Origin of the sequence: Enterococcus infantis (assembly GCF_049166715.1) — a bacterium.
Taxonomy (GTDB): Bacteria; Bacillota; Bacilli; order Lactobacillales; family Enterococcaceae; genus Enterococcus_C; species Enterococcus_C leclercqii.
In genome coordinates, this window is record NZ_JBMHFB010000008.1 from 123,773 (window position 1) to 149,862 (window position 26,090).

Here is a 26,090-nt window from a genome sequence, read left to right on the forward strand (position 1 = left end):
ACTGTTTTATCGGCAGAACGCCGACAAAACAGTTTCAAAATTGTTAATTGTCGTCATACCCGAAGATTCGCAGCAAGTACAAGAAGATATTGATGAAGTCCAAGTACAACTGCAAAGCTACGAAGGCGGCAATCCCTGTGTTTTCTTGGTTTTGGAATTGGTAATAATAGGTGCGAATCATCTGATTGTCATAGGCAGTCAGCCCTGTGAATACAAGGACGCCCCCGATGGCCAGCATGAGATCCAACCCGGTGCTGTGAAAAATAAATACATTCAGCAACATGGTGATAATCAAACCCCAAACTAGAATCAGACTCACTCGACCGACAACGCTTAGATCCTTTTTGATAAACATCCCCACCAAAGCTGCACCGGCAAAGGTCACTGTGGCAGTTACAAAAGCTTGAACGACGGTTGCTTTGCTGTAGGTCATCAGCGTCACTGTCAGTGTCAGGCCAGTCAAAAGTGAATAGACGATAAAACCTGCCAGCGTGAAGGAAGGATTTTTAGTAGCCTTTTTGCCCATCAGCAGCACTAAGACTAATTGCGCAATCCAAAGTCCCCAAAAGCCAAGTGGAAAGCGATCGATGAAATTTAAAAACTGGGTACGAAAGACATTTGCACCCAACCAAGCGGTCAAGGCACTCAGCCCCAAGCCGCCTGCAAAAATACCATAGACTTTGCCATAAAATTTATTCAGTGCACTCACGTTTAATTGTGGCGCATATTGGCCGGGATGTTGCAGATTATTTTGATTATCCAATGTGATCACTCTCTTTCTTTGATGGCGGTTGCACCATCACGACTGCATCCAGAACACGGCTTTCTTCTGTATTTGTGGCTTCAACAGAAATGGTCACTACGTCTTTCATCTTATCGACCTTGATGACTTCAAATTCAAAGGTCAGCGTTTCGTAGTGGTAGACAGGTTCAATAAAGTTCACCGAAAAATTAACAACATGAGAACCCGGTCCCGGCAGATGCTTACTGATGGCTGACGTAATAATCCCCATCAACATCACTGAAGGCACAATTGGGCGCTGATATTCCGTCTCCTGTGCGTAGTCGTGTTGAATGTAAAGGGGATTGGCATCATTGGTCAACCCAAGATAAATCAACAACTGGCTATCTTCAATCGATTCCGTTAAAGACAACGAGTCCCCTTCCTCGATTTCATCAATATTCTTACCTATTTTCTTGCTTCTGTTTATCTGCAAAACATATTCCTCCGAAAGTGGTTGTATTTAGATTAACCTAATTTTATCAAAACCCTTTAAAAGTGCAAGTTTTGTCTTTCCAATCCGCTAAAAATCAACGGTCACTTAATCAACGGTCACTTATAAAATAGAAAGTTGAATCAGTATAGCACCTTACTTCGAATAAAAAATCGGCCTTTAGACCGAATCCCTTTAGCTGACAGCGGTGAGCTTCAATCCGCAGATTGGCTTTTGCCTGTCCCCCTTTTATTGCGACAGTCACTTCTTACATTTTTATGAGTAGCTTGCTTATCTCTCAAATTCCGGGTAGTCCTTAAAACAAAAATCTGTCGCAATCAAAGTTCGGCCTTTGATTACGACAGATTTCTGAAGGTGCTCTTTTAATCAATCAGAGAAAAGTTCCTGTTTGTTTTTCTGCTGATTTTGTTAAACACGACTGTAGTTTTTGACTTCAGCGGCAATGGCATCCAAAAACAAGTTGGCTTCCAAGACTTCTGTTTCTTTGCTGCCGTATTTACGGATATTGACTGTGGCATCTTTGACTTCTTGATCGCCAACGACGATTTGATACGGAATTTTTTGTGTTTGAGAAGCCCGAATCTTGTAGCCCATCTTTTCATTGCGGTCATCAACTTCTACGCGCAAGCCCAATACTTGCATCCGTTCTTTCAACTCATAAGCGTAATCACTATGAGCTTCCACAGAAACCGGAATAATAGTTGCTTGTACAGGTGACAGCCAAGTTGGGAAAGCCCCCTTGTAAACTTCGGTCAAGTAAGCAACAAAGCGTTCCATCGTAGAGACAATCCCCCGGTGGATAACTACCGGACGGTGATTATTTTCACCATCTTCACCGACATAAGTCAGATCAAAACGCTCTGGCAGCAAGAAGTCCAATTGGATAGTGGATAGTGTTTCTTCCATCCCCAAAGCTGTTTTTACTTGGACGTCGAGTTTTGGTCCGTAAAAGGCTGCTTCTCCTTCTGCTTCAAAGTAGTCCAGACCCAGTTCATCCATAGCAGCTTTCAGCATAGTTTGGGCATTTTCCCACATTGCATCGTCATCAAAATACTTTTCTGTATTGTTGGGATCACGATAACTCAAACGGAACCGGTAATCAGTTACGTTGAAATCTGCATAAACGGAAGTCATCAGATCTAGTGTCCGCTTAAATTCGTCTTTGATTTGATCTGGTCGTACAAATGTGTGCCCGTCATTCAAAGTCATTTCCCGAACCCGTTGCAAGCCGCTCAGCGCACCGGATTTTTCGTAGCGGTGCATCATGCCTAATTCAGCGATACGAATTGGCAGCTCACGATAGGAATGAATATGGTTTTTGTAGACCATCATGTGGTGCGGGCAGTTCATTGGACGCAACACCAGCATCTCACCGTCTCCCATATCCATTGGTGGGAACATATCTTCATGGTAATGATCCCAGTGTCCAGATGTTTTGTACAAATTGACATCTGCCATGATTGGTGTGTATACGTGTTGGTACCCTAGGCTAACTTCTTTATCCACGATATACCGTTCGATGATACGACGGATGGTGGCACCTTTTGGCAACCAGAATGGCAGCCCGGAACCAACTTCAGGAGAGACCATGAACAAGTCCAACTCTTTCCCTAATTTACGGTGATCGCGTTCTTTGGCTTCTTCACGCAAGCGGATGAATTCTTTCAAATCCTTTTTATCAAAGAAAGCTGTTCCGTAGACCCGTTGCATCATGTGATTTTTTGAATCTCCCCGCCAGTAGGCTCCTGCCACAGAAAGCAGTTGGAAGACTTGGATACGTCCAGTAGATGGTACATGAGGTCCACGACACAGATCAACAAATTCTCCTTGGCTGTAGGCGGTAATTACTTCATCTTCTGGCATTTCGCTGATCAGCTCTTCTTTATAAGGATCGCCAGCAAAAAGTTCCAAAGCTTCAGCACGAGTCAATACATGACGTTCGATAGGCAAATTTTCTTTAACGATTTTCATCATTTCAGCTTCAATGGCTGGCAGATCTTCCGCAGTAATCGGATGTTCGCCGTTGTCTGTATCATAATAAAAACCGCTATCGATTGCTGGACCTACGCCAAAGTGGATAGTTGGAAATAGACGGCGAGCAGCCTGGGCCATCAGATGAGCTGCGGAGTGACGCAAAAGTGGCAGCGCTTCTTCAGAATCCGGTGTGACGATTTCAATACTGCCATCTGTTTCGATTGCGCGATTTAGATCGATGAGCTCGCCATTAAACTTGCCCGCGAGCGCTTTTTTCGCCAGGCTATTGGAAATTCCCGCTGCGATGTCTTTAGTGGTGACACCGGCTGAAAATTCCTTTACAGCGCCGTCCGGAAATGTGATTTTAATTGACATAGTAGTTTCTCCCCTTATAATTTTTTTGCTGATCGATTGCAACGAACGTCGGGAAACAAAAAAGTCCCAGCACCTATCAACTATATGTTGACAAGCACTAGGACGTAACAGACGTGGTTCCACCTAAATTCAAACACGATGATTCGTGTTCCTCATTGCGGTAACGGTGCAGGCCGCTTCTGTATTTGACAGAAGTCTTGGCAAAAAAGTGGTCATTCCCCGGTTTTCTTTTGGCTCGCTTGCAGCAATTGCGACCCTCTCTGTAAAAAGACTCTCAGGTTCAGTTGGCTTTTTTATCGATCAAGTATGGTTACATTTAAACACTCTTGAAAAATTTTTGCAAGGAAAATCTTTTTGTTTTCAAAAATTACCCAAACAGTCGCAAATCAAAAAATTATTCCTTCCATTCACCATTCACAGCGTATGTCCCTTTTTTCATTTCATTGATAATCACATGAATATGTTCTTTTGGGGCACCCGTATTCTTATGGACAGCCTCAGTAATCTCTTCCATCATTTTGGTCAACGCTTCTTGGCTGCGTCTTCAACTAATTCAATATGGACAAACGGCATATTTTCCACCCCCTTTCTATCAGTTATTTATACGCTTGACTTTCATTAAAAAGGCTGTTATAACCCCGCTATATAAGCATTTCGAGCGAAACCAACTATAAACAATGTGATTTTTTTATACCAGCTTTTTTCTTAAAGTCAATACATATCGGCACAAATACTGCACAATTATTATAGATAGACTGCACACGACTGCACAATTTAGCTATTAGACTTATATAATTTTGTCTCTAACGCATCGTATGCAGTATCAAACGTATGAATATAATACTTAATAGTTGTTTGCACGTTTGAATGACCCATAAGCAACGATATATCGTATAAATTCATAGCACTATTATGGTACAACTGACTCGCAAACGTATGTCGCATACCATGCACCGTGATGCGATTAATATTCTCATCCTTGAAGTTGCGATAAAATTTATTCAGGACTTCAACTATATATTCTTTGCCAATCGCCATGTCCGCAGTTCTTGAATTGAATAAATAGGTATCATCACTATATTTCCAACCCTTTGATTCATATTTTGCCTTTTTAATAGAAAGAAATTCTTTGAGTTCCGCAATTAATTCAGTGGAAAGAGGAACTTGATGCTTGATACCCGCTCCTTTTAACTCTGCTACTTCGTTATACTTGTTGAGCTGTTTTGATACGTTGACCCGTCTCTTATCAAAATCTACATCTGCTACTGTTAATGCACGTATTTCTCCTTTTCGTAATCCAGTTCCCAGTCCTAACTTAACAATAGCACGGTCTTGAGGGTCTACATCCCAATCTTGCAGGCATGTCATAAACTTAGTATAATCATCTCCCTCCAACCAATTCATTTTTTTGGCTAGCCTATCTGCTTTTTCTTGTGCTTTCGGAGTCTTCTTAATAGTCTTATTGATAAACAGGTCAACGCTTGGGTCAATCAGTATCCAGTTGCGCATATAACAATACTTAAAAAATAGCTTTAAAAAGGCAAATTCACGTTGACCGCTTACTGTCTTGACTATCTCATCAAGCCACTTTTGGAGTCTTTCGTACGTTATATCTACCAATAATAAATTTACATAACGATAGTCAAAAATTTTGTTGAAAGATATTTTGTAGTTATCTACTGTTGACTTACTAATTTCACCACGTTCCAACTTATTTTTTACCATAAGGTCATAAGCCTCACCTACCGTCATCTTAAAGCGGGTTGAATCACGAATACGACCCATATCTCGGCGAATCGTTGACTCATATTCTTGAGCTTCGCTTTTTGTACGAAATCCCGCTTTTGTTATTTTGGGTGCGTCTTTACCAACATATATTGATGCTCGCCACATGTAGCCATTGCGCCCTTTTGCGCTCTTATATTTATATACCGACACATTAACCCTCCCCTTTTTTATTATGCCATTAGTATAACTCTGCACAAAATAATAAGCGAGCAATTTCCGCAACAAAAAAGGACTCGGAAACAATCCAAGCCCTACCTATTACTAATTATTTTCCGCTTCATACTCTTTCATGTACGTGTAGAACGAGGTGCGCCCTATATTGTAGAGCTTCGCAACTTCTGTCGCAGTTTCACCACTCTTCCAGAGTTTGTACATACTTTCCACTTGCTTCTTGCTTAGTTTCCGCTTTCTACCCTCTTTGTATCCTTCAATATTTTCCCGTTTCCATTTCCGACCTGCTTGCGTTCTTTCTACTATACGTTTCCGCTCCATGGTAGCTATAGCGCTAAAAATTGTAAACACCAAGTCCCCAACGTCCGTGTTATCTACCGTTCCCAAGTCTCCGAATATAACCGTTATGTTTTTGCTTCTAAAATATTCTAACAATTCAAGCGCACTTTTGGTATCCCTTGAAAGTCGGTCAAGCTTGTAAACATATAGACGGTCATTTTCTTTTAATACCTCCATAAGTTCATTTAAACCACTCCTTTCAATACTTTTCCCGCTTTTTTTATCCGCATATATATTTTCCAACGGTATGTCTTTACCTTTTGCCCAATCTTCTTGTACTTTGTAATCTTGATTAATCGTTGACACCCGAATATAACCATAATCCATCTAATTACCCCCTTTTTTTGTTTTACTTTTCGGACTATATTTCCGAACAGGCTCAAGTCCCATTTTTACATTTTAATTTTTGTGTCCCTAATTTTTTAAATTGTTGAACACTTTTACCTGAAGTAAAGGGGCTAAAGCGCCCCCATAATCCACTAAATCGAACAATTACCTGTACCTGTTTTAAAGCCAACTCTTATGCCTCCTCGCTTGAAGCACTCGATGTGTTCCTTCTCCCGCTGTCGGCTCTCCTCTTCCATTTGCTTTAATACCGCACAAGTATCATCATCTTCTTTTTGGTTTATAACTTTTGCCGTACCATAACCTGCTCCGAACATTATCGCCAGAATTAAAATGGCAAAAATGCTTTTAAATACCTTATTTTTTAATATGTTCACGAGTCATCACCTCCATTGAAGTCGCTTGAGCAATGCTAAAGCGCCCCTAAACTGTCCTCCCATACCAAATCCACCGCATCATTAATCCCAAGCGGGAACAGGTCTATAACGCTAATACCACTGCATACCGTTGGCTCATAAAGCACATAATCCACAGTCCGCCATCGGTAATCTAAACCATGCTCTGTTGCCCGTTTGTTTAATCTGCTGGTTATAGCACAGCTAAAATCCCACATAACCCTATTTAAATCTACCGAACTATATTTATTTTTTGCCATAATTAACCCCTCCTTTTAATGAATAATCCAATAACCGCAACCATTGAAGCTATAACTGAAGAAATACCACCTATAAAGGTTGCCCCAGTTTTGGGTACATCATTTGCTTTTTCTTCAGTTGCTTTTACTGCTTCGGTTTCATTTTTTTCTACTGTTGGTGCTTCTTTTTTTGGTGTAGCTTTATCTTTAATAGATGCATCTATACCGCCAAAGCCAGTGTTTGCATCCGTACCATCTTTGCCAGTTGTATCTTTTGCATCATTAACCACAGGAGCCTCGCTTTCGCCACTGGTATCAGTATCTTTCGGCTCTTCAATAGTTGGAACCTCTGGAGTTTCAGGTTCTACTGGTTGCTCTGGTTCACTTGGTTGCTCTGGCTCGGTTGGTTCCGTTGGTTCAGGGTCAACAACCTCCTCCGCATCTAAATTTTTCACCGTCAACGTTAACGTTTGACCTTCTTTTAGATAGAAAGTAAAGTCATCTAACTCGGAATAGTTGTTATTATCACTATAATATGGGTCATCTGGTCGTACAATCGTAGCATTTCCCACAGGCCCAGGTGTGATACCCCATTGGTCTGGCTCGGTAGATTCGGGATAATGCATTATCCCATACGAGCCTTGACCTTCAACTAAAATGGAATAATTTTGCCAACTTGACCACGGAACATCCAAAAAGTTGTATTTAAAAATGCCATTACTAACCGTTATTTGGTAGGTATTTTCATCTATTAATACCCAACCAGTAGTTTCAAAAGTTGCAGGCGCAGGTGCTTCATTTTCTACCACCGCACCCGAACCCGTATCGGGTAATTCTTTACTATTATCAGCTACTTGTGGCTCTTCAACTGGAGCATCTGGTGCCACTACTTCAGGAACTTCTACAGGAACATCTGCCTCTAAAGTTTCCGCTTCAACCGTTGCATCTTCTACTACTGGCAACTCTTCAGGAACTTCTACCTCTAAAGCAGGAGCATCAGAATTTTCTACCACTTCGCTATTTGGTTCATTTGCTTCTACTACCTCATCCGCTACTGCTTCGATAGTAGTTGGTTCATTTGCTACTACTTCACTATTTTCTACTTCTACTACATCATCATCTGCTACCGCAGAAACTTCTACTGTTTGGTCGGTATTTAATACACCGTCAACCGTTTCCGCCATACTAACCGCAGGAGTAGCCAACACCATGGCTACCGCTCCGCTTGTAATTATTTTATTCAAAGTTATTTTTTTCATTTATTTATCCCCCTTTCATTTGATAGTACTTCAATGATTTCAATATAGAACTGAACGTCCGCATCATAATTTTTCCGCTCTTCTTTGAGCCGTTGTTCCAACTTTGACACCTTTTCTTTTAATTCTTGTAATTCATTTTCTCTCTTGTCCACCATTTTAATTCCCCCCTTTTTGTAATAAATCCACTTAATAATAAGGAGCAGTTTGTTTATTTTTGGTTATTTAACTGTTGCTCTGTCTGCCCCTTATAATGTTATTGAGTCGTTTCAGTATGTAAACCGTTTCAGTTATCCATAAAAAAATTTCTATAAAATAAGAATCTAATCAATTAAATCAATAGGTCTTCGCCTTCCACCTCTTCCATAGGTTCAGATGCTACCACAGAATTATTTCCAAATATTTCATCTTCAAACTCGGAACCATGTAATTGAGGTAATGTTTTGGTAGAGATGTCGGTTATGTATGGAGTTTGGACTAACGTAAACGAAGTCTCCCCTTGAGTAATATAATCACCATTAATCGCTAAATTATCACTTTGATAGAAAAATACACCTTGAGGTTTGCCACGATAACTTGAGTAGTAGCTTGCTATTGACGGGTCTACAGTATTCAAGACATTCTTTTCATTCTTACCCGAAAATCTTATGGTCATTTTGTCTTTTATCGTACCGATGTCTTGTTTTAATATACTTTGGGCGCCGATTAATACAATACAACCCGAACTCCGAGCAATATTTAAGATAGAAACCATCAGCGATTCTGCTTCTTGTGCTTTCTTTTTATCAAGGTCGCCCCTTGTGTTTTCATACTCATCCGCTAACAATACTATTTGCTTCATGCGATTATCAGGATACTTTTGATTGTAGTCCTTTATATTTTGCACCGATTCTTTGTAGAATTGAGCTTCACGGTCTTCTAACATCTTGAGAATATAACCGAATACTTGAATCTGTTTATCTATACCGGATGCAACCAAAGCCCCATTTTTACCGAAGTCGGCAAAGTCCCCGATTTTGCTACTTGAAGTCAAGAACATGGTTGTATAATCAAAGTCCGAACCATCCTCATCTAAATGCGATAATTGTAGTAATAACTCCCTTATAGCTTCGGACTTACCACTACCACTTTTACCCGCAATTACAAAGTGGTTCGCTTGGTAGTTCCATTCAGTCAATAACTCGCCTGTATACGAACGTCCGATGTAAATTTTCTTTTGTTTATTGTATTCAATTAAATCTTGGCACCGCATTGAGAACGGTTTGAGTTGGCTTTCCAATATAACGGTCAAATCAAAGGCACGTTTGTCCTGCCGTTCATTTAACACAATGGTATGGCGTAGTTCTGACTCGATGGCAGGTTGTATGGCACGGATATCTTTGAGAGCTTTCCCGTTGCGGAGGATACAGCGCACTTTAAAATAGCTACCGTTTCCGCTTATATTGTCATTTCCGTTCCAGATGTTATAGTTCCAGACGTCCGCTTTGCTTCTAATTTTCATCAGTATCGATGCAACTTCTTGGCTCAATCCTTTGCTTGTTATCATTTCGTTCAACGCTTGAAGTTCTTTTGCTTGTGCTTCTTGTTGCGCTTGTGCTTCTTGTTCCGCTTTAATAGCTTCAAGTTTTTCGGCTATTTCAGGAAAAGCGAAGTTTATGGCATCATCTTGGGCTATTTGGTCTATAAATTCCGAACGGTCAATCTCACCTACAAGACCTGCTATTGACTGGTGAACTTCGCCATGAACTTGGTAATAAACCTTTGAGGTCAACGTATTAGAGGTCGAACGTTGCGGAATTAAAAAGTAATCCGTCAATTCGGGCTCCTCCATACTTGCAACTGGTTTTCTAAACCATTTATTTGAAATACTGAAAATTCTAACCCAACCATAGGTATCATCAAATGCTACCGAGGATTTTGTTATACTGGCAAATTCTTTTTGTCCTGAATCCATACCTTTCCGACCACGTTGTTCCAGATAATCTTCCAACTGATTGTCCCGATTAACGGTATATAAAGGCATTTTGTAATAGATTACATTCAGTGGTAGCTTTTGCCACCTCGTATCCTGCTTTTTAACCTTGTAGAGCCAAAAATAATCGAATAGTTTGGCATTGAGCGCAAAGGTTATGTGCGTTTTAACATACCAAACTACAAATAAAGCAGGTAATACCGTTGACAAGTTTTTAAGCGCAGACATCAATAGAAAAATACCAACGCCACCAACCACTACATAAATCCATAACCTTGTCCTCCAGTCAAAAGTTGACATTACACCGTCTTTCTCCTCTTTTTCCGCTTGTTTGTACGGCTTGAGAGTTCGGTTCGTCCGCAACCGGTAAAATGTTGAAACTAAACCTATAGACTTCAACCACCTCCAGAACATCTGGTCAAACGTTTCCACACCTGCATGTTGTTTTTCTAACCGTTTTCGCTTTGCTTGTTTGGCTGTATCCCTAACTTTGGCTTTAACCGCCAGAGCTTTATATTCTAATCTTTCCTTTTTTGTTGGTACTTCAATGTATGGCTCTGGCATTTTTACTGCCTTCTTTGCTTCTTTGGCTTCTTTTTTGGCTTGGTCAAATTCTGCAAACAAGTCCGTTATTACTTTGTTTTTTTTATCTTCTCCCATTTTCTAACACCCCTTTTTTATTTATTTGCTAACATTTGGTAGTTGCGAACGTTGCCGAGCGAGTTGTGCTTTAACGTATCCAGAATCAATCGCATCCACTACCGCAGATGACTTATCGGTCTTTAACATAGACCAGTCAAAGTCGTTTGTTATTAGTTTGCCCTTTTGGTATTGAGTTATATAGAAACATCTTATAATTTTGCCCTCTGGAGTATCATCTACCACTAATGCTATTGAATCTTTAATAAGATTATTTTTTGTCAACTGCTTGAATAGAGCAGTTCCATCAACAACGATGCATAATTGTTCCGCTTGGCTATCTCTTTCGTATAGCTTGCGTTCATACGATTGACCATCGGCTACCACTAACATCAGCGGAACATATAACTCATCGGTCAATTTTAACTGCGCCATCCCGTTGCCCCCTTCATTAATAGACACCATGCCTATATTTTTGAACTGGCGTAATGCATAGACACCATAACTCAATAAGTTGACCATTCCTGCACGTTTTAAATCAAAAGCCTTGGTGTAATAATAACTTTCGGGTGCCGTTTTACTCATGGCATTAGATTGTAATGTTTTAATAGTTCCAGCTTTTACCATTTTTGCGAGGTCGCTTCTTACTATGTTGCCAGTCATACGTTGCACATCTTGACGGCTTATCGTACCCGCTCCACTTATCAACGTTGCCAGTTCACCTGAACCCAAACTCCTCTCTGAATTTTTCACTTTTTTAAATAACACCTCATTCATTTTTTTGTTCATAATTATCTCCTCCTATTTCCTATAAAATTTTTATCAATTTGTCCCCATTTTTGGATGGGGTACCCCCCCTTTGGGATTCTAAAAGACCCCCTGTGGCATCCTTTGCAGGTTGACCTAAACACAAAATCAACCTTTTTCCCTCCTCATCATTTAACACCCTTGAAAGTTTGGCACTTACATATTTACCGAGTTTCGCTCCCAGATTGATGCTGACAATGTGCAAAGGGTGGACACCCATCGGATGTCCAATTTATGTTATAAAATGTGGAGAGTTTGGCGATTCTTTAAATAGTCCAATGTTTGTAGTAATTTAATCATCTTCGCCTACTTTAAAATTTCCATCGCCCATGTGTATATATAACAACTTTCAATACTTGGATGCTTTCAGCTTTGTTTTTGTTTCAGCATCCGAGTGAACAAGAATGTAATGCATTCAATAAAAAAAGGACACGCCACATTTTGGCATGCCCATGTATAAAAATATTTTTTAAAATAATCTTTAACGATTAAAAATCCTGCTGATAATACCATCGAATAGGTTTCCTAACACAGCACCTCCAACTACAACCACTGCCACCACCGCTATAATTATCTTTAACATCACATCGGCAGAGCCACCAAATAATCCAAATATAATCGCCATTAACACAACAAAAGCTCCAAAAAATGCCATCCCGATTATTTCTTTCCAAAAATTTTTGAGGATAAAAAATGTAATTAATACCGCTATTATTCCAATAATCATCTTCTTCACAACCCTTCGGTCTTCTATTTTTTAGGTACTCGGAGGATAACTCTGTTGTTAACTTTTTGCAAATGCTTTCATTTTGTTTCAGTGAAAAAATGGTAATTTTCAACCAGTAAAAATGCCAACTTTTTAAAAAAAATACGTCATTTATCGTCTTTTATCGTCTTTTATCGTCATCATTACGTCATTTTTTCAGAATGTTCAATCTTTACGGTAGTTATTCTCTTCTTTTTGGCTCTTCGTTATCATCTTCGGAAGGGGATTCGGTACTCGCTTTGGTTTATGTTTTGGCGAGTAGCTAATCCCCTGACCCCCAAAATATAACTATAATAATAAAAAAAGGTATTAGATGCTCGCTTTGGCTTATGCCGTGGCGAGTAGCTGATACCTTTGCTTTTATACCTATTAAAAATATACTTCAAACTTGGATGCGAATTCAGACATTTCCACGTCATCCCTCGGTGAATACCAGTCCACTTTTATGTTCGGATGGCTTGATAACTTTTCTTTTAAACGATATGTTGCCACATTTATGTACTTGATACTACTTACATCATATATAGGTGAACCTATATAATTCACTACCGCCATATTTTCGACCAGTATGGTCAAATTGTCATTATATTCATTCGCTACTAAGTAATCAATCGTTTGTTCCAAACATGCCATTGTATTTAATACTGAAGTCGTTTGACCATCTACACCATAAACTTTTGGCGCTTCTCTTACACCCCTATTCATTATGTAATCACCCGTTTGGATTATCCTTAGGTATGATACCGTACCAGTCTCATATAATACTTGCGTTTTAACTAATATCGGAGCGCAGTATTCACTCGCCAACCGCTCCAAATTTTCCCCAAATTCCTTTTTTTCTGCCTCTGTCATATATTTGTACCTCTTCATTTACCTCTCCTCCTATTTGTCCATTTATCAATCCTTTCCCTTTGTTTTTAACCTTTCGGCTCCGCTTGCCAAATTTTGGCGCGCTTGTAGTAATACCTTAAACCCATCTCTTAAACCCGTTCTTTAAACCCACTCCCTTCGCTTCAATTCTTATTATTTCTCAAAGAGGGCTTTGTCCTAAAGATAACTATGTTCTAAATTACGACCTACAAACCCCATGTCATAAAGCTTCCGCTTTACGACCTATCTAAGTTTAACGTCTAAACTTCTAATTGTCAAATTTATTTCACCATTCTCTAATTATTTTTTTGCCCTTTATTTCCGCATGGTTTGGCTTATTTTTGCTGTCTTATTAGGGTTTGAATATTTTGTCAAGCAGTTGAAACTGCCTATCATTACAACCTTATTTTTATATTCAAATCTTATTCTAATAATTCACTAATAATTAGATTAGAATTTGGTGTGAATGATTAAAAGTCATCCAAGGTGTCGAAAAATGACACTGTTTCTGCAGGTTCGGCGCTTTGGGTTCCATCATCTTCCGAAATTTTAACCCAGTTGCCCTCATTTTTAACTTCACGTAGATGGTTCCACCATTCAATTTGTTGCCACATTTTGGCATCTGCCGTCCGCTTTTTAGCGTAGTCAAAGGCTTGATTCAAACTTTTGGCTTTAATAGCAGGCACCACCACTTTGTCCCCATCCTTGACCGCAGGAACGCTTTTAATCAATGATAGTCGGTAATTTTCCTCTTTCAACAAGTTGGAAATAAAGAAAATAAGAGCATTAACTTCTTTCGACTCCCGTTGAAAATAGACGTTTTGGTCAATCAGGTCAAAGACTTCTTTGTCATGGGTCAAAAATTCAACGTCCTGCAGTCCCATTTTTTTAGACCATACTATAGCGTCTTTAATAGCGGTCATTACAATCTTTATCCTATTTATCTTATTAATTCGAGGAGCAGGACTTTTTACCCGCTCCTGTTCTTTTCCATAAAATCCTTTACCAGAACTTTCTACTACATAAGATTCCTTCAACATCTGTTTGTTGTTTTTCTGGTATTGGATTATCGCCACGTAAACTTTTTCCATTTTGCACCCCCTTATTTTTTAAATGGTCTGAACCCATCTTTCACAATACCCCGATGGTAGAGATAATCAGACTCCATAGGATTGTCATAAACCAGTTGCTGGTTGAGCGGGTCATTTCCATATAGTTGTTTTGGGCTAAATTTTGAGAATACAACCACTTTTGTATTATTGGCTACAGCCTTTTCCCAAACCATCCTCAATGCCCTCAAGTCATCCGCCAAATTAACACCCGTCAATTTTAACAGCACAACATCAACATCTTGGAGCTTATAATTGACTTGGTCAAAGCCTAAGGCATTGGCGGTCAACTCGTCCCAAAAGATAGGTTTGATTACTCTCCTATTTTGAGCCAACGCCTTATAAACGTTATAATAAAGATATTCTTGCGACTCCCGACCCTGTTCAAAGTTTGATATAAAATAATTTTTATCAAACTTTTTCGCTTGTAGGGCATTCATCACTAATTTGTCAGCCGTTTCTTTAAACTCGGAAACTTTGGCGGGTATTGTATAACCGATAGCTTTTGCATCTGCTTCAACTATTTTAGTCAATGTTTGCACATCATAATCTGCTTGAAATTTAGCGGGAACCTTTTCCAAAATTTTAGCAGAAATTTTTGGAACATAATTTGGGTCTAATAGTTGCACATACTTGACCAGATAACCATATTGGAATGGGTCAAATTCATCCGCCAACATCAAGTTGAAACGCAACCATAAAGTCGTCATTGTAGTCTCTTCAATGTCCTCCCTTGAAATTGTAATTTTACCCATTTTGTCCTTTGTCCTCGGGATATGCCCGAAAATTTGAAACATCAACTTATCATCATCTGCCCAAACATCCATGCTAAAGCACTCTCTCATTAGATTAGTTGCTAAGGTTGTTAGCTGTTCCGCTTTCCCTACTTTAAATTCTTTATATGCCACGGTGCATCTCCTCCTTTATCCTATTAATTAAATCCTGGTTTTCCCTTTTAATTTTTACAATAGTTGCAAAGGTTAGTCCTGTCTTTTGACGGATGTCCCTTTGTGTTTGCCCGTTTGCTATTAATCCGCAAACAAAGCATACCATACCTGCTCCTGCAGGATTGTCAAGCGTATAACGTTGTTTCATTTGCCTCCCTCCTTGTTGATTGTTTCGACTTTGTATCAATATGTATTGTAATAAAATTACTGTTTTCAATGACACGGGTTATCTTATTACATGTATAGGATAGCATCCTAATATCATTTAGTCAAATTAAAATCGTTATTTTATTCCTCAATGTTTATAGGCATTTTCGAGCGTTCAAAATTTCCATAGTCTTATAAATGGTTTAAATAAAGGGATAATTAACGCCTACGACTTAAGACCTATTTTTTAAAAATTACAGAATTATTTTTACCAGTTGTTATCTTCTTCAATGTTTGTAGTTGATTACGGCTGAAACTTTTTTATAAAATAATTTTTATCAGATTGTTATCCTAATGTACCTCAACAAGTTGGTACATTAACATTTTTATTTTTGGTTGAGTTATATTTTACTTTCAACCTAACTCGCAACGTGTGCCATTGTCAGCCCCTCTGAGAGCTTTTAAAACCATTTTGGTATAAATACCCCACCTATACCTGAAACGCCTTAGAACGCAAATTAGACCCCTTATAGGCGAAGGGGTCTTTTTTGTAGTATTTATAGGCATAAATTTGTTGGTATTTAATAGGTTGGGAACTATGTACTTGATTATTATCCCACAGGTTGAAAAAAATACAATAAGCATAGTTATAAAGTAGACCATGCCACTATTTGCCATCCCATAAACTTATAAAGAATGCATTTGTGCATTGACCTCCGAACAACTACCCACATCTGGATGTAGTTTCGCATTTAAATGCATTCTTTGCATCTAATTTTTTGGTAAAAACAGGGCGAAACCATGCATGAATAAAGGGCGAAATGGCTCTTCAGGGGTTGGCGGATATGGTAAAAATGGGGGTAATTTTTAATCAATAACCATGCGGACTTTTTGCCTGCCAAAAATAAGCTCATCTGGATGGTGGTTTGGAGGATAAAAATAGGAGGTCAAATGACCTCCAGATGTTTATTTTTTAGCGGTATCAGTAGCTTTTTCCTTTGTTTGGGCTTTTGGCTTTGGTTGAGTAATGTCTTTTTTATCAGCTGTTGGTGCTACTTTTTCAACGGGCGCTTTTTTGGTTGGTTGGGTTGCAGGTTCATTTTTTGGAGCATCTGGCTTTTTGGCTTGCGCCATCAGTTCATCGTTAAGAGTATCCAACCGCATGCCAGTCGTTCGGAGTAGCATTAGGCACTCCTTGTAGTCTTTAACTACCTGCACCTGTTGTTTCGTTAGTTCCCCACCTGCTTCAGTTATATCCCATACTTTTTGTAGAAACTCCTCGGTGGCTTGAACATAATACCCATACTTTGAAGAATCCGAAACATAAAGCAGACGGTTGTTTGAATCTTTAACCACCCGAACCCCTGGCACCTTGTTTGCTTTAATTCTTGTTGTTAAGCCTACCAAAGTCCCGCTCCTTTTTTCGCCTTTAGAATTAAATAGTTCCGCCGAAAATTCGCTTCTTTCCAGTTCCGCCCATACTTGACCAAATGTAATTCCGCCCTTGTATTGTTCCATGTTTACCAGTTTGATTAGTTTATCCTTGATTTTTGATGTCGTACTCATCGATTATCATCCTTTCGTTTATCCGTTGTTCTTGATTACATTTAAAGGATAACTCTCTTCACATGTACAATCCTGTGGCTTCTGGATGAGTTCCGCATCAATTTGGTGTCAAAAAAGGCGCTTGACTTTCTTAAAAATACATGGCAAGGTATTTATCAGCTTTTCATTTAACGGCACAGCAACCGCACGGCACATTTACTGCACAATTTTACACATATTTTTTGTATTAAAAGCTATTATATAAGCATTTTAAGCACTTTACTGTTTAAACAATATGAACAAACGGCATTTCCAATTCCTCCTTCAATTAATTTTTTGTTAGGCCTCAGCAATCATTACCCTTTACAGCAGATTACCCTTCAATCTCTGTGTCGATATGTTTTTGATCCTCAAACCAGCTGCGACTATATTGCATGATTTTTTCAGCAGTCTCCTTGTCATAGGTAAAACCCATTTCCTCTGCTAATTTGCCAGCCACCTCATGAAAGAGTTCCTGTGTAGTGAACAGACTCTGCCAAATAGTAGTGAGGCTGGTGAAGTCACGAATTTCAAACAACAGTTGTCTGGTTGCTTCATCCAGATAATCTGGCAGATACTTGAAATTTTTGCCAAAGCTTTGATTCCAGCCGCTTTCATTTCCTACCAGCCAGCTTAACACGCGTAGCAGTTCTTTTTGGCAGATTTCATAGAGGTGGTCTGTGGCATACAAAGTTTCTTTGCGCCAAAGTCCCTTGACCACGTAGGTTGACACCCACCAAAACTCATTGCAGCAATCCTGAAACAGCACTTCTTGTGGTGGTTGTACCCAAAATTTCTGATCTCCTGCATCAGGCAGTGGCGGAAAAACACGCTTCGGATCCCAAAGTACGGTCAAAAAAGGATCTTCTGCCAGTAAAATCTCCAATTCCGAGTGAGGGCACAGCATCAAATCGATCCGATTGCCGTCTTCAAAAAGCGTCAAGAAAGTAAAACGTTCCCCTAGTGTGGGAGGAAACAACGTCATCTCTTCCGGCCGCTGTTGAATCAACACCGGCCCAAAAGCTGCTAACCAACTACGATCCGCTAAGAGACTTGTCTTGTCGTTAACTACATAGACCACATCATAATCTTGAAAGATATCTTTTGGCGCATGTTGGTTCATTCGCGACCCTTCCATTGCCACTGCGTCAACTTGTGGCAGACTTTTGGCAGTATTTAAGATTAAATCAATCATTTCTTGCTCACTGCGCATAACCGGTTGCTCCTTTCGTTTTCTATTATTGTAGCACACCTCTTGCCCTGCCTTCTCCGTCAAGTTTTTTTGTGCTATAATTTTATGACGTATTTTTAAAGGCCCCGGTCTTTAAATTTTACTGACGACAACAAATGACAGCAAATCAAAGGAGCTTTTCTCTGACATGAATCCAGAACGTCTTAAAGAACAACAACACGCCGACGATACCGTCCGTTTGATCCATACTGAAGAACAACTTTTAAAAAAGCAGCAGCAAGCCTTAGCTGGTGAGCTGCACGATCAATTACAAGGGGTTGCTGACCGCAAAATTCGTGGCGGAGATGACGAGGCCTTTTATGAATCAGTCTTGGAATACCGTCAGCACGAAGAAGAATTGATGCTGAAATACCATTCTGCGGATGCCGTCGAAAAGCGCCTCAAGACCTTAGCGGCGATGTCGGGAAATCCTTATTTCGCCAGAATTGATTTCACAGAGGCAGCCGAAGCACCTGAAACCCTCTATCTGGGGATTGCTTCCTTGCGAGACAAAGACGAAAATACCATCGTAATCGACTGGCGGGCTCCTATTGCCAACCTTTATTATGAAGGAGAATTAGGTCCAACCCATTATGAAACCGATCATGACCGATTTGAAGTCGAACTTTTGCTAAAACGGCAATTCAAGATTCAAGAAGGCACCCTCCTATCCATGGTGGATACGTCTGAAGTCATCAATGACGAGTTCTTATTGGAGATTTTAGATGAAGCCTCTTCTTCCCAGATGAAAAATATCGTTTCCACGATTCAAAAGGCGCAAAACAAAATTATTCGCGATACCCACAGCAAAGTTATGCTGATTGAAGGAATTGCCGGTTCGGGAAAAACTTCTGCACTCTTGCAGCGCATTGCGTTTTTACTGTACCGTCACCGGAAATGGCTAGCCGATGATCAAGTGCTGTTGTTTTCTCCCAACCATCTATTTTCCGACTACATTTCGATGGTTTTGCCATCTTTAGGAGAAAGCGCCGTACCTACTCGAACTTTCCGCAGCTTCATGCAGCAACTGCTGCCTCAATTGGAAATTGAAAAAGAAGAAGAACAAGAAGCTGTTTTTCTCTCTGGTGCCGAAAATCGTACACAACGTTTAAAAAGCGGACTGGCACTGGTGCAGCACAGTCACCGCTATTTACAAACGATCACCGAATTAGGCCCTTTGTTCCGCGACTTAAAAATTAACGGTGAAACTTACCTAAGCACTCGTCAAATGCGGCAATGGTACCAAGAAACCAACCCCAATTTACCGCTATACCAAAGAACTCAATTGTTACAGACCAAGCTGCTGAAAAAAGCAGGTGGTCTGCAAAAAGATGAAGCCAAAAAGCCGTGGGTCAAAGAAGCTGTTGAAGAGCGGCTTCAAGAATATTACGAGACACACCCAGATGTTGAGGATACCGAGGCAAATGAGCGGAAAATCCGCGCTCAGATTCGTAAAGCAGTCGTAAAACGCCACTTTAGACCATTGGTACGAGCTGTCGAAAGGTTCCAGTATATTAACTATTCTAAGCAGTACTTGCATTTTCTAAAAACAGTGCCCCGCTCTCTGTTGGTAAAAGCTGGTGTTTCCGATGAAGAATGGGCAGCAGCGCTTGAGAAAGTACGTGACAGTCTCAAAAAACGCCGTCTCAGTCAAGAAGATGCCGTTTTGTTCTTTCTGTTGAGCCGTGGTCTCTACCCGATAGAGGTCCCACTGAAAGCGCGCTTTATCTTCGTTGATGAGATGCAGGATTTTCCCCCGGCACAAGTCGCTCTGCTGCGTGCTTTGTATCCCAATGCCGGTATCACTTTATGTGGTGATTTAAATCAAAAGGTCTTTGGCAATGAGACAATCGTAGGTTCACTCCCCGCCCTCTTTGGCGACACGGCAGTCACTCGTTACCAATTGACGACCAGCTATCGTTCGACAAAAGAAATCACTGACTTTGCCAATCAGTTTTTAAGTCATGAAGATACTGTCGAAATGACCGCCCGCACCGGAGATCTTCCACGATTAGTCCGAGGTGGATCCAATGCAGAAAACCTGCTGACGCTGACTGGCATTTTGGAAGCAGAACGGGCTACAGCGAAATATTGGCGGACAGCGATCATCTGTAAAACAACAGAGGAATGTCAAGCGCTTTATGATCAGTTAGAGCCGGCCTTCCAAAAAGAAATTCAACTGATCGTGTCAGAAGATGACTTCATGAAGCGAAACATCATGATTATTCCGGCATTTTTAGCAAAAGGACTTGAGTTTGATCGTGTCTTTGCTTGGAACATTAACGAGAACTTTACGACCCAACAGGACCGTTTGATTTTATATACCATCTGTACCAGAGCGATGCACCAGTTGACTTTGTTCACGACGATTACAGAAAGTCCACTACTACAGCAGGCAAACCCATTGACTTACCAATTGCTGACTGCAAATTGAGTCGCTTTTGTGCCTGTATCCAATTATTGAGTTGCCTAAACAGCACAACTGCAAAAATCAAAGACAACATGCAAAAAGCGGTCCCCTCACAACATAAGAGGGACCGCTTTTTGCGTTCTTAAATAATTTCAACCGACAACCGTCAACTGTTTTTTGGGAAATAATGGGACCTCCGGATATTTCAAACGTACAATATCAAAAATCATCTGAACTTCCGCCAAACGTTTTGGATCCTCCAGATTAAGAACACGACTATGACGACCAATTTGTTGCTCTGATACAAGGCGATGTTTTCGGTTCCATTCAATAAAATCCTCTTCGCAGTGCAATGTTTTCAAGGAGTATCCCGCTGCATCAATGATTTCCGATAAACGAAAAGCCACCAGTGCACTATCGATGACTTTTACCCGCGTGAAGCGCTGCAGAGAACCATGACTACTTTCATAGCCAAAAACCACTTTTTCAGCTTCATCATCATAGCTGAGATACCAGTCCAACAATTTAAAAAATGCCGGCAACCGTAATGGGTCGTTGACCAAGGCTTTGGCGGCCGCATCTTTTCGAAAAACCAAAGGAATTTGGACATTATTCTTATAGATTAACATGGGGGCATAGGGAATCCTGATGGGCATATAGCGATTCAAAAAGCCGGCGCCATAAAACTCTCCCACCTGATAACCTTCAACACCCAAATCGTGACATCGTTCCACCAGCAACGAACACTGACGAATCGGAACTGCCACTTCTTTTGAAATCACTGAACAGGATACCGCCTGATTCACCGGTTCCAATAAGATTTCCATGCTCATCCCCTGCTTTCTCGAAAAAATTTGTAGCCTTTGCCAAATTGCTCGTGAGTTAACTGCTGCTTTTTATTGTTGATTTTTTGATTGCTGATATCTATTTAAAACAGGATACCACTGATAAGGTTACTGCGTTTATCTAATCTTAAGCTCATTTTTTTGTAATTTAATTGTAGCACATCTTGCTGAAAACAACAGTAAAACGCTTATAATAACGTCGGTTTTATTCAATAAAAACAGTGAAAACGACACAATTCTTTTTGAGCCCTTTTTTCCACATCCTAACCTGTTTTTTCAAATTAAAAACGACCGCCAAAAAGTCGGAAACTAGTCCTCCTTTTTAGCGGTCACTGCTGAAATTAGCGATCGTTTGTTTACGATTTTTTTAACGGACGATGCTTAAAGCCCATCGTCGCTTGAACTGCTTCCTGCCAACCAGCATACAGGTTTTCAGAAACTGCACCTTCCATGGCAGGTTCAAAAACTTCGCCATTACTGACAAATCCTGCCAATTCTTCCCGCGATTGCCAGAATCCCACAGCCAAGCCAGCCAGAAAAGCCACACCTAGCGCAGTTGTTTCCGAGTAAGCCGCACGCTGGACTTGTGTTTGTAGAATATCTGCTTGAAACTGCAGCAATAGATCATTTTGAGAGGCACCACCATCCACTCGCAATAGCTTGATAGGAACGCCGGCATCTTTTCCCATCGTCTCAACCACATCTCGTGTTTGATAAGCCAAAGATTCCAACGTTGCGCGAATGAAATGCTCTTTTGTAGTTCCTCTAGTCAACCCAAAGACAGCACCACGAGCTTCTTGATCCCAATAAGGTGCCCCTAGTCCAGTGAAAGCCGGCACAACATACACATTGTCACTATCTGCCACTCGAGAGGCATATTCCTCTGACTCAGCAGCTGATGTAAACATTCGTAAGCCGTCTCTTAGCCATTGGATGGAAGATCCAGCAACAAAAATACTCCCCTCTAAAGCATAAGTGATTTCACCAGCCAAGCCATAAGCAATGGTGGTCAACAGCCCATTTTCAGAAGGAATCGCCTCAGCACCCGTATTCATGACAATAAAGGCCCCGGTGCCGTACGTATTTTTTACCATTCCTTTTTCAAAGGCTTGCTGACCAAATAACGCGGCTTGTTGGTCTCCTGCCATTCCACTGATTGGTATCTGCTGACCGTAAAAAAGGTAATCTTCAGTGTAGCCATAAATCTCAGAGTTTGAGCAAACTTCTGGTAGCATCACAGCAGGAATATCCAAAAGTGCCAAAATCTCTTCATCCCATTTCAGCTGATGGATATTAAACAGCATCGTTCGAGAAGCATTGGTGTAATCCGTTTTATGGGCCTTGCCATTTGTCAACTTCCATAAAAGCCAAGTATCAATAGTACCAAACAATAATTCACCAGCTTGGGCCCGCTCGCGGCTGTTGGGTACTTGATCTAGAATCCACTTAATTTTCGTCGCTGAAAAATAAGAGTCGATGATCAAGCCGGTTTTTTCTTTGATGAGCTTTTCATGGCCAGCATTCTTCAGCCAATCAGCAATTTCATTGGTTTGTTTGGATTGCCAAACAATGGCATTGTAGATGGGTTCTCCCGTAGCTTTATCCCAAATCACAGTCGTTTCCCGTTGGTTAGTAATCCCGATGGCCGCAATCTGCTCTGGACGAATATTGCCATCAATCAAAACATCCGCCATTACTGACTGCGCGGAGTTCCAGATTTCAACAGGATTATGTTCCACCCAACCGGCTTGCGGAAAAATTTGTGTGAATTCCCGTTGCCCACTAGCAGCTGCCTTTCCGTTATGATCGAATAAAATCGCTCGCGTACTGGTGGTCCCTTGATCCAAGGATAAAATATAGTGTTCTTCCACAGTTTTTGACCTGCCTTTACATTAAAAATACGGTTAAGTATATCATAACTTGCAAAAAATCTTTTTCAAGTTCGACTCGTTTGATTTTTCTTTTTGGGGAGAAATGAGTAAAATATCAATTGAAAAGAAATGAAATTTGCAGAGATTGAAGGAAAATAATATGGATTCATTAAAACGATATGGCTTTTATCTACTGATTCTCGCAGTTATCAGTGAGTTGGCACTTCCGTTTATTTTGGGGCGGTTTCTCCCGGGTTACAATCAGATTGAAATGCTAATCTCAAATTTTGGCGAGACAGGCATGCCAACAAAATGGGCTTTCAAAATTTGGGAGGTCATCAATGGTACGCTTTTCGTTTTATCCGCTCCTGCTTTTTATGAACGATTTCGGGGCACATCGGCACCCTTAGCCCTCTGGACAGGCATCTTGATTGCCTTATTCGGAATTGGCGATTGTATTATCACCGGACTAGTGGATCGCGCCGCTACGACTGAAGAAGTCGGATTTACCAGTCTGCTTCATAATTATGCATCGGGAGCCGGCTTCGTCGCGCTGTTGATTGGCACATTTCTGTTGATTAGACTGTATTATATGGAGCACAACAGCTTCATGGTTATCGCACTCCCGATTATTTTCGTTTTGTCTACCATCTTCATGTTTTTGTTTGCGATGCCAAAAATACCGATTGCTAGTGACTTTCAAGTCGCTCATCGCGGATTATGGCAACGGCTGAACTTACTCTTCTTATACTTACCATTTTTGATGGTAGCTGTTGGAAATCTCAATTCTGCAAAAAAATAGTTCGCTAACCCAGTGTCAATCCATCAATGAATGGGAAATGTGACCTAAGTAATTTCCAAGCGCTAAACAGTGGTTGTTTAACCCCAATTAATAAAAAATATACGGATGAGAAAAATTGTGACCCGCTTGATGTTTTGTCCGAAGAGAGAACAACACCATACGTGTCACGAGAAAAAGTGAATTATGCTGAATTAGCTTGATGAAATCAAGGTTAGTCAGCGTTTGAAACTTTTAGCAATGAAAAGCCGATTATCTTCCAATGATTTTAATGGAAGATTGTCGACTTTTGGGGCCTCATGTTTGGTATTGTTCGGTTCGTAGGACGGTGACTCAACTATTGTCACCGCACCTTAAAATTTTGACAACAAAAAGACAAGTCACTTCCATTGAAGACAGTGGGAAGTGACTTGTCTTTTGCTTGTGGATCACATTTGGTAATTTCACTTCGCAGGAAAGATGAGGGTGACAAAAATTTGCCACCGCCTTCTTACAATACGTTACGTGTTGTGCTGCTGAGTAATTTTTCGTAGGCTTGTTCGAACTTTTGAACATCGCCGGCACCCATGAAGATGATTACGGCATTTTCAAAATCCAACAGTGGTGAAACATTGTCTTCTTTGATTACTTGTCCGCCTTTTTTGATCTTGTTGCCCAAGTCTTCGATTTTTACGTCGCCTTGCTTTTCACGAGCTGAGCCAAAAATATCACACAAGAAGACTTTATCAGCCAAATCCAAAGCTTCAGCAAAGTCATCCATTAAGGCAATGGTACGAGTAAAGGTATGGGGTTGGAAAACCGCAATGATTTCCTTTTTAGGATATTTTTGCCGCGCAGCATCGATGGTTGCCTTGATTTCAGCCGGATGATGGGCGTAATCATCCACGATGGTCATGTCCGCAACTTTTTTCTCGGAGAAGCGGCGTTTAACACCGGCAAAGCTCTTCATCTCTTCTGCTACTTCGGCCATAGGAATGCCTTCTAAGTGGGCAATACCGATTACACCCAACGCATTAAAGATGTTGTGTTTACCGAAAGCTGGCAATTCGAAATGACCGATTTTTTCACCTTTAACAAAGACATCAAATTCAGAGCCCTTTGTTGTCCGCGTGATGTTCCGCGCTTGGATGTCGTCGTCTTCATTGACACCATAATAGTAAATCGGCACATTGGCTTCAATTTTTCGCAGGTATTTGTCATCACCAAAAGCAAAGATTCCCTTTTTCACTTGGAAAGCCAGGCTTTGGAAGGCAGTGAAGACATCATCGATACTGTGGTAGTAATCTGGATGATCAAAGTCAATATTGGTCATAATGGCATAATCTGGCGCATAGGCTAGAAAATGACGGCGGTATTCACAGGCTTCAAACGCAAAGAAGTCCGCATCGGGAACCCCATGCCCGGTCCCGTCACCAATCAGATAACTAGTAGGGCTAACACCACTAAAGACGTGGGCCAACAAGCCAGTCGTACTCGTCTTCCCATGAGAACCAGTCACGGCAATACTGGTGTAATCTTGAATAAAGTTACCGATAAAGTCGTGGTAGCGCACCACTTCCGCACCAATTTCATGAGCTCTTTGGATTTCCGGATTCGTATCAGGAAAAGCATTTCCGGCAATGACAACCATCCCTGCTTTGATATTGTCTGCATCAAAAGGCAATAACGGGATACTCGCTTTTTCTAAATCTCGTTGGGTGAAGAAATATTCGTCCACATCAGAACCTTGTACATGGTAACCTTTTTCATGGAGCACCAGCGCCAAGGAACTCATCCCAGAACCCTTGATGCCGACGAAATGATAAACCTTATCTTTATCTGTAATCATAGTGATTAGCCTCTTTTCTCAATCATAAAACCAGACCGGAGCCAATTCCGGTGGTATCAGTGTCATTGGTCAGAAAGGGTCAGACCCCTTTTCACGAAACATATTATCTAACAAATCCGCGGTTTGTGCAACAAAGTTTTCTCGACAG

The 26,090-nt window shown here is 40.6% G+C and carries 23 protein-coding genes and 1 pseudogene; 2 read left to right on the forward strand and 22 right to left on the reverse strand.

The genetic code is table 11. The annotated features are described in order from the left end of the window. Positions 1-43: 43 nt before the first annotated feature. From ACOMA8_RS10860 to ACOMA8_RS10950, 19 genes and pseudogenes are all read right to left on the reverse strand, one after another. Positions 44-763, reverse strand: coding sequence for a Bax inhibitor-1/YccA family protein (locus ACOMA8_RS10860; RefSeq protein ID WP_421370703.1), 720 nt, complete (start codon positions 761-763; stop codon positions 44-46). Beyond that, positions 756-1,217, reverse strand: coding sequence for a MaoC family dehydratase (locus ACOMA8_RS10865; protein ID WP_161899711.1), 462 nt, complete (start codon positions 1,215-1,217; stop codon positions 756-758). Before ACOMA8_RS10865 ends, ACOMA8_RS10860 begins: the two co-directional genes overlap by 8 nt. Before the next feature lie 426 nt (positions 1,218-1,643). Then, positions 1,644-3,584 carry a threonine--tRNA ligase gene (gene thrS / locus ACOMA8_RS10870; RefSeq protein WP_161899710.1) on the reverse strand — a complete coding sequence of 647 codons (1,941 nt, stop codon included), beginning with the start codon at positions 3,582-3,584 and terminating at the stop codon, positions 1,644-1,646. Between the two features lie 394 nt (positions 3,585-3,978). After that, positions 3,979-4,157: pseudogene (locus tag ACOMA8_RS10875) on the reverse strand (2-hydroxymuconate tautomerase). A gap of 201 nt (positions 4,158-4,358) precedes the next feature. Further along, complete coding sequence (locus tag ACOMA8_RS10880; protein ID WP_421370706.1) at positions 4,359-5,522, reverse strand: tyrosine-type recombinase/integrase; 1,164 nt, start codon at positions 5,520-5,522, stop codon at positions 4,359-4,361. Positions 5,523-5,633: 111 nt separating this feature from the next. After that, positions 5,634-6,209 (reverse strand): recombinase family protein, encoded by a 576-nt coding sequence (locus ACOMA8_RS10885; RefSeq protein WP_421370708.1) that lies wholly within the window; start codon positions 6,207-6,209, stop codon positions 5,634-5,636. A 152-nt stretch (positions 6,210-6,361) separates the two neighbouring features. Next, positions 6,362-6,604, reverse strand: coding sequence for a hypothetical protein (locus tag ACOMA8_RS10890; protein WP_421370710.1), 243 nt, complete (start codon positions 6,602-6,604; stop codon positions 6,362-6,364). A gap of 35 nt (positions 6,605-6,639) precedes the next feature. Then, a complete protein-coding gene (locus tag ACOMA8_RS10895) occupies positions 6,640-6,882 on the reverse strand; it encodes a hypothetical protein (protein WP_421370712.1) in 243 nt (80 codons plus the stop codon). Positions 6,883-6,884: 2 nt separating this feature from the next. Next, positions 6,885-8,120 (reverse strand): hypothetical protein, encoded by a 1,236-nt coding sequence (locus tag ACOMA8_RS10900; RefSeq protein WP_421370715.1) that lies wholly within the window; start codon positions 8,118-8,120, stop codon positions 6,885-6,887. Further along, the gene (locus tag ACOMA8_RS10905; RefSeq protein ID WP_421370717.1) at positions 8,117-8,275 is read right to left on the reverse strand and encodes a hypothetical protein; all 159 of its coding nucleotides are present in this window, start codon (positions 8,273-8,275) and stop codon (positions 8,117-8,119) included. The genes ACOMA8_RS10900 and ACOMA8_RS10905 overlap by 4 nt, the downstream gene beginning before the upstream one ends. Positions 8,276-8,448: 173 nt before the next feature. Further along, positions 8,449-10,749 (reverse strand): FtsK/SpoIIIE domain-containing protein, encoded by a 2,301-nt coding sequence (locus ACOMA8_RS10910; RefSeq protein WP_421370719.1) that lies wholly within the window; start codon positions 10,747-10,749, stop codon positions 8,449-8,451. Between the two features lie 21 nt (positions 10,750-10,770). Beyond that, on the reverse strand, positions 10,771-11,517 hold the full coding sequence (locus ACOMA8_RS10915; RefSeq protein WP_421370721.1) for a hypothetical protein: 747 nt from the start codon (positions 11,515-11,517) through the stop codon (positions 10,771-10,773). 499 nt (positions 11,518-12,016) lie between these two features. Beyond that, positions 12,017-12,271: a hypothetical protein gene (locus ACOMA8_RS10920; protein ID WP_421370723.1), complete on the reverse strand. Its 255-nt coding sequence runs from the start codon at positions 12,269-12,271 to the stop codon at positions 12,017-12,019. Between the two features lie 399 nt (positions 12,272-12,670). Next, the gene (locus ACOMA8_RS10925) at positions 12,671-13,153 is read right to left on the reverse strand and encodes a hypothetical protein (RefSeq protein WP_421370725.1); all 483 of its coding nucleotides are present in this window, start codon (positions 13,151-13,153) and stop codon (positions 12,671-12,673) included. Between the two features lie 488 nt (positions 13,154-13,641). After that, positions 13,642-14,262 (reverse strand): hypothetical protein, encoded by a 621-nt coding sequence (locus ACOMA8_RS10930; RefSeq protein WP_421370727.1) that lies wholly within the window; start codon positions 14,260-14,262, stop codon positions 13,642-13,644. Positions 14,263-14,273: 11 nt separating this feature from the next. Further along, positions 14,274-15,188 (reverse strand): hypothetical protein, encoded by a 915-nt coding sequence (locus tag ACOMA8_RS10935; protein WP_421370729.1) that lies wholly within the window; start codon positions 15,186-15,188, stop codon positions 14,274-14,276. Then, positions 15,178-15,375 (reverse strand): hypothetical protein, encoded by a 198-nt coding sequence (locus ACOMA8_RS10940; RefSeq protein ID WP_421370731.1) that lies wholly within the window; start codon positions 15,373-15,375, stop codon positions 15,178-15,180. The genes ACOMA8_RS10935 and ACOMA8_RS10940 overlap by 11 nt, the downstream gene beginning before the upstream one ends. 965 nt (positions 15,376-16,340) lie before the next feature. Next, positions 16,341-16,940: a hypothetical protein gene (locus tag ACOMA8_RS10945; protein WP_421370733.1), complete on the reverse strand. Its 600-nt coding sequence runs from the start codon at positions 16,938-16,940 to the stop codon at positions 16,341-16,343. 352 nt (positions 16,941-17,292) lie between these two features. Continuing rightward, entirely contained in the window at positions 17,293-18,171 is an 879-nt protein-coding gene (locus tag ACOMA8_RS10950) for an aminoglycoside 6-adenylyltransferase (RefSeq protein WP_421370735.1), read from the reverse strand. Between the two features lie 166 nt (positions 18,172-18,337). On the opposite strand from ACOMA8_RS10950, the gene helD reads away from it, so the two are divergent. Continuing rightward, positions 18,338-20,623 carry an RNA polymerase recycling motor HelD gene (gene helD / locus ACOMA8_RS10955; protein ID WP_421370737.1) on the forward strand — a complete coding sequence of 762 codons (2,286 nt, stop codon included), beginning with the start codon at positions 18,338-18,340 and terminating at the stop codon, positions 20,621-20,623. Between the two features lie 128 nt (positions 20,624-20,751). Here helD and ACOMA8_RS10960 read toward each other — a convergent pair whose 3' ends face one another. Together ACOMA8_RS10960 and glpK are read right to left on the reverse strand one after the other, a co-directional pair. Next, positions 20,752-21,426 (reverse strand): hypothetical protein, encoded by a 675-nt coding sequence (locus ACOMA8_RS10960; protein WP_421370739.1) that lies wholly within the window; start codon positions 21,424-21,426, stop codon positions 20,752-20,754. 374 nt (positions 21,427-21,800) lie between these two features. Next, positions 21,801-23,315 carry a glycerol kinase GlpK gene (gene glpK / locus ACOMA8_RS10965; protein ID WP_421370742.1) on the reverse strand — a complete coding sequence of 505 codons (1,515 nt, stop codon included), beginning with the start codon at positions 23,313-23,315 and terminating at the stop codon, positions 21,801-21,803. A 160-nt stretch (positions 23,316-23,475) separates the two neighbouring features. On the opposite strand from glpK, the gene ACOMA8_RS10970 reads away from it, so the two are divergent. Then, a complete protein-coding gene (locus ACOMA8_RS10970; RefSeq protein WP_421370744.1) occupies positions 23,476-24,117 on the forward strand; it encodes a DUF998 domain-containing protein in 642 nt (213 codons plus the stop codon). A 487-nt stretch (positions 24,118-24,604) separates the two neighbouring features. Here ACOMA8_RS10970 and murC read toward each other — a convergent pair whose 3' ends face one another. Continuing rightward, positions 24,605-25,942 (reverse strand): UDP-N-acetylmuramate--L-alanine ligase, encoded by a 1,338-nt coding sequence (murC, locus tag ACOMA8_RS10975; RefSeq protein WP_420022084.1) that lies wholly within the window; start codon positions 25,940-25,942, stop codon positions 24,605-24,607. Between the last annotated feature and the right edge of the window lie 148 nt (positions 25,943-26,090).